The organism is Bartonella sp. AS69XJJH (assembly GCF_042195585.1).
Taxonomy (GTDB): domain Bacteria; phylum Pseudomonadota; class Alphaproteobacteria; order Rhizobiales; family Rhizobiaceae; genus Bartonella.
Genome location: NZ_JBHIOO010000069.1, coordinates 1 through 1,994 on the forward strand (window position 1 = coordinate 1; position 1,994 = coordinate 1,994).

The following is a 1,994-nucleotide window of genomic DNA, read 5'->3' on the forward strand; positions in this document are numbered from 1 at the left end:
GGGAGTACAGGTCCACTTTCATGGGAAACGATGAACGCTATGACGGATAAAGAGTTTCAAGCGTGGTACAGTAATCCAAAGAACCGAGTGCTTATACGCAAATTGAGTGGTGCGGATGATGAAGATTAAGTGAAAGACTTTTAGAGAATAAGCCGCCTTTGGTGCGGGTTGGTGGTCCGGCTTTAAGCCGGTTTTTTTATAGCAAAGAAAGGTAAAATCAATGGCAACAACACATATAGGGATTAATGATCCCCATGCGTTAAAAACATGGGCGAGAATTCTTGATGCGGAGGTCTCCAAAGCAACTCCTATTGCTCCTTTGATGGGGCAGGATTCCAATAGTATTATTCAGGTGAAAACAGAGACGCAAAAAGGCAAAGGGGATTGTGTAACATTTAGTCTGCGAGCTCAGTTATCAGGACGTGGTGTGAGTGAGGGCGAAACCCTTGAAGGCAATGAAGAGGCACTCCAATTCCTTCATGATAAACTTTATATCAATGAACTTTATCATGGAACAAGAATTGCCAATGAAGGCACTATTGATAATCAGCGCACATTGTTTAATTTGCGCGAAGAAGCCAAAACCAGTTTATCAGATTGGTATGCGGACCGTTTGAGTTTGATGTTTTTCGTTCACGCTTGCGGTTATACCGCTAATAGGCTCAATTTTGAGGGAGAACCGGTTGATCTTGATCCTCTTTTTTGGGGCTTTAATGCACCATTAGCTCCAAGCAGTAAGCGCATTGTGCGACCAGATGGTAAAACTAAGGATGAAGATCTTACAGAAAAAGCCAAACACAGCTTTAATCTTAAATTGATAGATGAAGCGGTTCAGTGCGCTAAGCTAGCGAATCCTAAAATTAGACCGGTTCGCGTGAATAGCGAGAGTGTTTATGTGTTGTATTTGCATCCCATTCAGGTGACACAATTGCGCACTAATACAGAGACGGGTCAATGGCTTGATATTCAGAAAGCCGCTTATACCGGTTCGCGTTCCAAAAACCCAATCTTTGATGGTTCTCTAGGCATGTATAATGGTGTGATTTTACGTGAATCAGAGCATGTCACCAATGGTGTTAAATCCACGGATAGTACACGTCTTGCAGGTGTGCGCCGTGCTGTTTTGCTTGGAGCGCAAAGTGTCGTTATGGCATTTGGTAAGAGTTACGGTAAGACCCGCTATAAAATCGAAGAAGAAACCTTTGACTACAAACGCGAATACGGTTTTGGAGTGCATACAATTATGGGCATGAAGAAAACCCGTTTCCAAATGCCAGGAAGAGCACAAGGAGCCCAAGATTTTGGAACGATAGTTATCCCCACCTACAGCGGTGAAGTTGAGTGATGAGGAAAGGAAATAGGACATGGTAGATGGCGTAACAGGACACTTACACGGCAGAGATCTTCATACACATCAGGTCAGTTTTTTGCGTTTGAATATCTCTCATAAAGATAAGCATTTGACACGCAAAATCGGGACTTTACCGCGTGGTGCAATGATCCTTTCGATTAAAGCGTTTGTGAAGACGGCATTTTCGGAAGCGAAATTAAAGATAGGAAGCACCTATGGGGGTAATGAGTTTAGTGAAAAGGACATCAAAGCTCAAGGTACGCAAGATTTTACATCAACCAACCAAAAAGAGTTTGTTCCAGATGATCAAGAGCTTACGCTTTATGCAACACGGGATAAAACAACCGCGGCTGGTGAGTGTGTTGTGGTCGTGCAATTCGTGACTAATCGTTGAGAGGAGTGGGGGAAGACTTATTCCCCTCACGATTTATGGAGCAGATTGTACGCTTAGTTGCAAATTAAGGGCAGATAACACAGCGACTAAGGTAGAAAGTTTAGGATCACCAGTCTTACTTAAGGAGCGATATAAACCACTGCGTTCACGATTGGTTTCTTTTGCTAAGGCTCTCATATTTTGAGCACGTGCAACAATACCAAGGGCATCTGCTATATGAGCAGCATCACCAGTTTTGAAGGCTTCATT

General features: G+C 43.2%; 3 protein-coding genes. 2 read left to right on the plus strand and 1 reads right to left on the minus strand.

Annotation, left to right across the window (positions count from 1 at the left end):
• The first annotated feature begins 220 nt into the window (after window positions 1–220).
• Together ACFIK6_RS09585 and ACFIK6_RS09590 are read left to right on the plus strand one after the other, a co-directional pair.
• The gene (locus ACFIK6_RS09585; RefSeq protein ID WP_375642712.1) at window positions 221–1,345 is read left to right on the plus strand and encodes a N4-gp56 family major capsid protein; all 1,125 of its coding nucleotides are present in this window, start codon (window positions 221–223) and stop codon (window positions 1,343–1,345) included.
• Between the two features lie 19 nt (window positions 1,346–1,364).
• Window positions 1,365–1,745: a hypothetical protein gene (locus ACFIK6_RS09590; RefSeq protein WP_375642713.1), complete on the plus strand. Its 381-nt coding sequence runs from the start codon at window positions 1,365–1,367 to the stop codon at window positions 1,743–1,745.
• 33 nt (window positions 1,746–1,778) lie between these two features.
• Here the strand turns inward: ACFIK6_RS09590 and ACFIK6_RS09595 are convergent.
• Window positions 1,779–1,994 (minus strand): addiction module antidote protein (locus tag ACFIK6_RS09595; protein ID WP_375642714.1); only part of this gene is annotated, 216 nt, incomplete at its 5' end.

What these genes read in the sequence shown, in the direction of transcription:
- ACFIK6_RS09585 (WP_375642712.1), top strand. Translation starts at nt 221, where the DNA reads ATGGCAACAACACATATAGGGATTAATGATCCCCATGCGTTAAAAACA.
- ACFIK6_RS09590 (WP_375642713.1), top strand. Translation starts at nt 1,365, where the DNA reads ATGGTAGATGGCGTAACAGGACACTTACACGGCAGAGATCTTCATACA.